This window comes from Testudinibacter crocodili, from assembly GCF_006228025.1.
GTDB lineage: Bacteria > Pseudomonadota > Gammaproteobacteria > Enterobacterales > Pasteurellaceae > Chelonobacter.
In genome coordinates, this window is the sequence record NZ_VDHF01000131.1 from 1 (window position 1) to 7,203 (window position 7,203).

A 7,203-nucleotide genomic window follows, 5' to 3' on the forward strand; every position below is an offset into this window, starting at 1 on the left:
ATTTTGTCTACTATACCTACTTTTTTGTTATTCATATAAACCGAAAATCGATCAACCACCTGCGAGTTTTACCTGGTAGCCCTTTTGCTGTAATAATTGTTTTAACAGCTCACGATTTTCGCCCTGAATTTCAATCGTACCGTTTTTCACCGAACCACCACAGCCACAGCGTTTTTTCAGTTCAGACGCAATTTTTGCCAATTCCGCCGCCGGCAGCGCCAACCCTGTGATCACCGAAACACCTTTACCTTTGCGTCCGCTGACTTGGCGTTGAATTCGCACAATTCCGTCCCCCTTGAGGATCTGCTCTGGTGCTTCTGTCGGTTTGATACGTCCGCTTTCGGTAGAATAAACTAAAGGATTAGACATATAAAGTGCGGTCCTTAAGCGATAGCGGCATTGATGCTTTTCAACACCGCAACCGGATCTTCCGACAACGTAATCGGGCGACCGACGACCAGATAATCTGCACCGGCATCAATCGCCTCTTTCGGGCTCATCACTCGGCGTTGGTCACCAAATTCAGCGCCTTCCGGGCGGATACCTGGGGTAATCAGTTTAAACTCGTTGCCGCAGTTGGCACGCAGAATTTCCACTTCTTGTGGCGAGCAAACTACACCATCTAATCCGGCACGCTGACTCAAACGTGCTAAGCGAATCACCTGTTCCATCGGTGAGGCGTTCAAACCAATTTGCAGTAAATCAACATCTTCCATGCTGGTCAACACCGTGACCGAAATCAAAATTGGCGCATCTTTACCGTAGGGTTCTAAAATTTTCTTGGCGGTTTCCATCATGCGTAAACCGCCGCTGGCATGCACATCCACCATCCACACACCTAAATCCGCCGCCGAGCGCACCGCTCTTGCTACAGTATTTGGAATATCATGGAATTTCAGATCCAGAAACACATCAAATCCACGCTGGTGCAATTGCTTAACGAAGTCAGTTCCTAAGGTGGTAAACATCTCTTTGCCGACTTTGACCCGGCATAGGCTAGGATCCAGCTGATCTACCAATGATAACGCTTGGCGTTCTGTTTCATAATCCAAGGCGACGATAACTCGACTATTCATGTTGTTTCTCCTGTTAATGGATGTTGAAGAGATAAATAATGCACTGTTTTAGGCGACTTACCGCACTTTATATAAAAAATTATTGATATTGCCCATCCACTGGCTTAATGGTTTCCCACTTATTGCACGACGGGCAGTTCCAAACTAAACGATGGCTACGATAGCCGCAATGTGAACAACGGTAGGCAAAACTTTGCCCGATTTTATTTTCGACCAATTGTTGCAGGCGTATCAAGCTCTCTTTAGCACGTCCATCCTCAGCCTGTTCAATATCATATTGGATCAAGCGGTTGAAAATATCCATACTCGGAATATGGTTCAGCTGCTGATAAAGACCGGCTTGTGCCGCTGCGGCGCCACTGTTTTTATCGGTCAATTCCGCCAGTGCTAATTCAACTGCACCACTATTATGCTGCTGCTTGGCTTTAATCAGAAAAAGCTCATAGTTATTTGGATCTTGCAGCTGCTGGTAACACCACTTCAAGTGCGGTAGCACTTCAACGATAAATGCGGAATTTTGTTGCAGCACTGCTTGAAAATGTGCGATCGCCGTCTGAAAATCCTGCTCTCGCATATACAGGTAAGCCAATTCAATCGATGCCCTGACACAGGTCGGCGACACCTCCAGCGCCCGCATTAGCAATACTTTTTGCTCTTTAACGCTTAATTCTTCAGCCTCGATGTACTCACAATAATAGTGTGCCAGTTCGATATTATTAGATTGAGGAAACGCTTTTTGCCGCTTTTCAGTGACATCAACCGCTTTTTTCCACTCTTTGGTTTTTTGATAGATTTTTGCCAACTCTTCCAAGGCATTGTCAGCAAATTCCGGTTCATCAACCAAACTGATATAAATATTTTCGGCACGATCAAAAAAGCCAACTTTGCGGTAATCAAAAGCCAGTTGTTGTTTGGCAAGCAATTTTTGGTCAAAACTGAAATTCGGATCATCCACCAAATTTTGGTGGATACGAATCGCGCGATCGACCTCGCCGCGTGAACGAAACAGATTGCCCAGCGTCAGCGAGGCTTCAAATTGGGAATCACTGTGAATATCGTTTTCGTTTTCCTGTTTTTGCAGCATGTCCAAAAACAGATCGACCGCTTTTTCCTGCTGATTAGACAACAAAAAATTTACCCCAGTGACATAATCTCGGGATAATTTATTGCTGACATCGTCCTGCCCTTTTTTGGCATTACGATAGCCCATATACCAACCGTAAAGCGCGGCGACGGGCAATAACAGAAACAGTAATTCAAGCATGGAAATTACACTGTTTTATCACGGCTGGCGGTCAATTCAGTGATCTGCTGAGTTTGACGATTGATTTGGCGAGTCAAACGAAAATTTTTGACTTTCAAGCGCAGTACAAAAAAGGCACAGATGGTCCAACCTAATAACAAGCCCAAACCAAACAAAATCGCTGCCAGCGAGGATAACTGCAATTCGCTTTTGGCAATAATATAATTAAAGCTAATCACCTGATCATTATCAGCACCGATAGTAATCGCAACAATCACAATCGCCAGCACGATAACCAAGCCTAAAATGTATTTAATCATTTTATTCTCCTGAGTTTCACAACGAATACTGCCTATTATGCCAAAAATCACCCTGGGCATATAGATAAATTCGGTATTAATCAGCGATTTATTACTAATAACGAAAAAAGTGGTGTTTTACCACGTTACGGGCAATAAAAAACGGCACTTAATGCGCCGTTTTCAGTCAAATTTAATTGGATTCGTTCACACGTTCTCTAAGCTCTTTACCCGCCTTGAAATGAGGAACATATTTTGCATCCAAATCGACTTTGTCACCGGTTTTCGGGTTGCGCCCGATTCGCGGCTGACGGTAATGTAGTGAGAAACTGCCGAATCCACGAATCTCAATCCGATCCCCATTTTCCAGGGTCTGCGACATCGACTCAAGGATACTTTTAACCGCACTTTCTACGCTTTTTACCGGAATCGTATGATTTTGTTGAATCAAACTTTCGATAAGCTCTGATTTAGTCATAGTGTCTCCTCATTTTGAGCGGATACCGCACTTAGCATCCGCATGTGAAGTTCAATTAATTATTCGCCTTTGGAAGCCGCTTTGAAGGCTTCAGCCATTGCATTTGGAATTGCTTCTTCTTGCTTGTTCACGTTGGCAACTGCTGCGCTATCTTCTGCTTCGTCTTTCGCACGTACTGACAAATGCACGGTACGGGATTTACGATCAACACCGGTGTATTTCGCTTCAACCACATCGCCGACACTCACTACAGTCGTAGCATCTTCAATGCGCTCACGAGCCAAGTCAGCTGCACGAACATAACCTTCCGCACCGCCTTCCAGTTCTACTTTAACACCTTTAGCGTCAACTTCAACCGCTTTACCGCTTACAATCGCGCCTTTTTTAGTAGCCGCAACAAAGTTGTTGAACGGATCTTCTTCCAATTGTTTGATACCTAAAGAAATACGCTCTTTGATAGCATCAACTTGAAGCACAACGGCGGCAACTTCGTCACCTTTTTTGTAGCTACGAACTGCTTCTTCACCGGCAACATTCCAAGAAATGTCAGACAAGTGAACCAAACCGTCGATACCGCCTTCTAAACCGATGAAGATACCGAAATCAGTGATAGATTTGATTTTGCCTTCAACGCGATCACCCTTTTTGTGTGTCTCGTCGAATTGTTGCCATGGATTAGCTTTACATTGTTTCAAACCTAAAGAAATACGACGACGTTCTTCGTCGATTTCCAACACCATCACTTCAACTTCATCACCGACGCTAACCACTTTAGATGGGTGGATGTTTTTGTTGGTCCAATCCATTTCGGAAACGTGAACCAAACCTTCAACACCGTCTAAAATTTCAACGAAGCAGCCGTAGTCAGTCAAGTTAGTTACTTTACCGCTTAATTTGCTGTTGACCGGATGATTTTCAGCGATAGCAACCCAAGGATCTTGACCTAATTGTTTTAAGCCTAAAGATACGCGCGTGCGATCACGGTCGAATTTCAATACTTTAACGGTGATTTCGTCACCCACGTTCACGATTTCGCTTGGGTGTTTAACACGTTTCCAAGCCATATCAGTGATGTGTAACAAACCGTCCACGCCGCCTAAATCCACAAACGCACCGTAGTCAGTCAGGTTCTTAACGATACCTTTAACCACTGCATCTTCTTGCAGGTTTTCTAACAGTTGTTCACGTTCTTGGCTGTTTTCGGTTTCAATAACTGCACGACGGGAAACGACAACGTTGTTGCGTTTTTGATCCAGTTTGATTACTTTGAATTCTAACTCTTTACCTTCCAAATGTAAGGTATCACGGATTGGACGAGTATCTACCAATGAACCTGGTAAGAACGCACGCACACCGTTTAACTCAACTGTGAAGCCGCCTTTTACTTTACCGTTGATTAAACCGATAACAGTAGCTTGTTCTTCGTATGCTTTTTCCAGTTCAATCCAAGATTCGTGGCGAACCGCTTTCTCACGAGAGAGTTTGGTTTCACCGAAGCCGTCTTCAACGGCATCAAGGGCAACTTTAACGGCATCGCCGACTTTAACGTCTAGCTCGCCCTGGGCATTTAAGAACTCTTCAACAGGAATTGCGGATTCAGATTTTAAACCTGCGTCAACCAATACAAAACCTTTTTGGATAGCAACAACAGTACCGTTAACGATAGAACCTTGACGGGTTTCAAGTTCTTTTAGGGATTCTTCAAATAATTGAGCAAAAGATTCAGTCATATTTAATCTTCAAATAAATTAATAACGTCCATTCGAATTCCTTCCAAATGGGGCTGTTTCAAACGGTTTATCCATCCTTGAACAAACCATATTCAGGCGTTACGCTTCTTGTCGAATGCGTAAACCGACATATTGTAACGCTTTTTCGATCACTTCGCTAATACTTAATGCGCTGGAATCCAATAAAAATGCGTCATCCGCTGCTTTTAGCGGTGCCACAGCACGATTTCGGTCACGAAAATCGCGTTCTTTAATTTCGGTTAAGATTTGATCATAATCCGTCGCCACGCCTTTTTGCTGCAATTGCTTAAACCGACGCTTGGCTCGCTCTTCCGAGCTGGCATCCAAAAAGATTTTTACTTGTGCCTGCGGAAACACCACCGTGCCCATATCTCGCCCGTCGGCGATCAGCCCTTTTTCAGTGCTGAAATCCCGTTGTCGCTGTAACAACGCCGACCGCACTTGCGGAAACGGCGCGACTTTGGAGGCATTATTGCCCGCGATTTCGGTGCGAATTTCGCTGCTGACATCTTCGCCGTTCAATAATACGCGAACCATACCGTTTTCCGGCACAAAACGAATGTCCAACTTCGCCGCCAAAGCAGCAAGTGCGGTTTCATCGTCCAATGCGACCGCACTTTTCACCGCCGCCACCCCCAGCACCCGATAAATCGCCCCCGAATCTAATAATTCAAAGCCCAATTTTTCCGCTAACGCTTGGCATAACGTTCCTTTCCCAACACCACTCGGACCATCGATGGTAATGACGATATTTTGTTGCATATTTTCTCTCAAATTTATAATGGGAGCTATGCCCCTCAGTCTGTCAAATCAAGTTCAAAAATGTATATTATCCTGGCGCAAATTAGATCTACGCCCGAACCGCACTTTACACTTTTTCCTTATTAATTAAATAATTATACCGCACTTCGCAAACGGGCGGATATCTAATCCGCCCCTACTTAGCCTTATCAGCTCAATTTGTATTCATCTTACGAGATTGCGCTGCAAGCAAGTGCGGCACGTCGCTAAACACGCCGAATACGCCCCAGTTAAACAATTCATTGGCACGCATGGTGCTGTTGACGGTATAAACCGCCACTTTATAACCGGCGTTGTTGAAACGGGCGACGGTTTCACGGGTTAAACCATCTTGTGATAAATGAATATATTCTGCGCCGACCCATTCTAGCACCGTGAGAGCATCGTCCAGACAATCATAACTTTCATACAAACACGCTACCGCAAGCTGCGGGCAGCGCTTTTTCAACTCGGCTAGCAGCAGAGGGTTAAAGCTGGAAATAATCACTTCCCGTTCCGGCTCAAGTGCGGTCAGCGCCTGTTGCAAACCATCCAATAATTTTAACGCCATTGCTCTGCCGGCTTCGCAGCTTTTGATCTCGATATTGGCGTTCAATTGATAGGTATTCATCCATTGCACCACCTGCGGCAATGTCGGCAACGGCTCGCCTTGAAAATCTTCGCCAAACCATGAACCGGCATCAATTCCAGCTAAATCTGCCTGCGTTAAATCATAATAACTGCCGCTGCGATTGGTGCAACGATCCAACGTGGAATCGTGGGTTAAAATCACCGTGCCGTCTGCGATCACATCAATATCGCACTCAAACCAGGTAATATTATATTCTTTGCATAATTTAATCGCCGCCAGCGTATTTTCCGGTGCCAGCCCCGACACCCCGCGATGGGCGTAAATTCTATGCTTCATGTTTTCTCCTTTTGTATTTATAATAGTTATCTTACTTATTTGGTATAGAAATAAATTCTCCATTTACCTCTACAATTTCATTTACGCCTAAAATACAATGTCGTCCATTAATATAAGCTGGTACTTCATAATCTTTTCCTGCTTTCGGTGTGAAATGAATATCTACACTACAGTAAGCTTGAATATTTGACATTCCACCATCTCTAAATGAAGTTGAGATTTCGTAAGGAACTCCAGCTGGAACAACATGCTCCTGATAGTACAATTCCGCATAGATACTGGAACGTTTTTTTCCTAATTCTTTTATCAATTCAGTTTTTGGCATGCCAATACTGCTACTTCTTAATGGTGTAAATATTTCCTTTAATATTGGGGCATTACCTATACCACCTGTTCGAATTTTTACATTTTCACCGACTAGCCAAGTGAAATAATTATTCTGCCCATATAATCTGACTCTAGCTTCTTTTAATGGATTATAGTCCACAACTTTTTCCTCTGGCGGAGCAACTGATGAACAGGCAGCTAAAAAAATAGTAAGACCTAAAATTAATAATTTTTTCATAAAATGCCTCTTTAATAAGTTTTAATTAAAAGTGATCACCCAACAATTATGAATCTGTTTATTGCGTTCAAAATCCAGCGGTA

At 43.8% G+C, this 7,203-nt stretch carries 9 protein-coding genes; all 9 read right to left on the minus strand.

The annotated features are described in order from the left end of the window. Window positions 1-51 precede the first annotated feature (51 nt). Window positions 52-369: a stress response translation initiation inhibitor YciH gene (gene yciH, locus FHQ23_RS11630; RefSeq protein ID WP_139614467.1), complete on the minus strand. Its 318-nt coding sequence runs from the start codon at window positions 367-369 to the stop codon at window positions 52-54. A gap of 14 nt (window positions 370-383) precedes the next feature. Continuing rightward, window positions 384-1,076, minus strand: coding sequence for an orotidine-5'-phosphate decarboxylase (gene pyrF / locus FHQ23_RS11635; protein ID WP_139614468.1), 693 nt, complete (start codon window positions 1,074-1,076; stop codon window positions 384-386). 79 nt (window positions 1,077-1,155) lie between these two features. Next, window positions 1,156-2,340, minus strand: coding sequence for a lipopolysaccharide assembly protein LapB (gene lapB / locus FHQ23_RS11640; RefSeq protein WP_139614469.1), 1,185 nt, complete (start codon window positions 2,338-2,340; stop codon window positions 1,156-1,158). A 5-nt stretch (window positions 2,341-2,345) separates the two neighbouring features. Next, window positions 2,346-2,639 carry a LapA family protein gene (locus tag FHQ23_RS11645; RefSeq protein WP_132966504.1) on the minus strand — a complete coding sequence of 98 codons (294 nt, stop codon included), beginning with the start codon at window positions 2,637-2,639 and terminating at the stop codon, window positions 2,346-2,348. 172 nt (window positions 2,640-2,811) lie between these two features. Then, complete coding sequence (locus tag FHQ23_RS11650) at window positions 2,812-3,096, minus strand: integration host factor subunit beta (protein ID WP_132966506.1); 285 nt, start codon at window positions 3,094-3,096, stop codon at window positions 2,812-2,814. A 59-nt stretch (window positions 3,097-3,155) separates the two neighbouring features. Then, window positions 3,156-4,826, minus strand: a complete 1,671-nt coding sequence (gene rpsA / locus FHQ23_RS11655) for a 30S ribosomal protein S1 (RefSeq protein WP_132966508.1) — start codon at window positions 4,824-4,826, stop codon at window positions 3,156-3,158. 99 nt (window positions 4,827-4,925) lie between these two features. Next, complete coding sequence (gene cmk / locus FHQ23_RS11660) at window positions 4,926-5,609, minus strand: (d)CMP kinase (RefSeq protein ID WP_139614470.1); 684 nt, start codon at window positions 5,607-5,609, stop codon at window positions 4,926-4,928. A 193-nt stretch (window positions 5,610-5,802) separates the two neighbouring features. Then, window positions 5,803-6,555 carry a glycerophosphodiester phosphodiesterase family protein gene (locus tag FHQ23_RS11665; protein WP_139614471.1) on the minus strand — a complete coding sequence of 251 codons (753 nt, stop codon included), beginning with the start codon at window positions 6,553-6,555 and terminating at the stop codon, window positions 5,803-5,805. 31 nt (window positions 6,556-6,586) lie between these two features. Continuing rightward, complete coding sequence (locus FHQ23_RS11670; RefSeq protein ID WP_139614472.1) at window positions 6,587-7,120, minus strand: hypothetical protein; 534 nt, start codon at window positions 7,118-7,120, stop codon at window positions 6,587-6,589. Between the last annotated feature and the right edge of the window lie 83 nt (window positions 7,121-7,203).